This window comes from Paraburkholderia sp. SIMBA_030, assembly GCF_046535245.1.
Lineage (GTDB): Bacteria > Pseudomonadota > Gammaproteobacteria > Burkholderiales > Burkholderiaceae > Paraburkholderia.
In genome coordinates this window covers 1-234 of the sequence record NZ_JAWRXB010001682.1, presented here as the reverse complement: position 1 = coordinate 234, position 234 = coordinate 1, and the positions used below count along the sequence as shown (strand labels likewise).

The window sequence follows — 234 nt, the reverse complement described above, 5'->3', positions numbered from 1 at the left end:
CGGCACGACCGTCACCGGGCGCTGCTGGATCTGCGCGCCGTTGTCGATCGCAGCGTACTTGCCGGGCTCGTGCTGCGTCGCGTTGATCGTGTAGGTGATCTGGTCGCCGTCGTCATCTTCCTCGACGCCGACCACACGAAAGAGCTGCGAAACGAGATCGCTGCTTTCCAGCATCCACACCGCACCCGGCACCGCGTCATCGTCGAACGCCGCGGTCATCGTGAATGTGTCAGC

1 protein-coding gene is annotated in these 234 nt (G+C 64.1%); it reads right to left on the bottom strand.

The window, feature by feature from the left end:
- A partial coding sequence (locus SB772_RS45745) for a hypothetical protein (RefSeq protein ID WP_410839243.1) occupies positions 1 to 234 on the bottom strand: 234 nt, incomplete at both ends.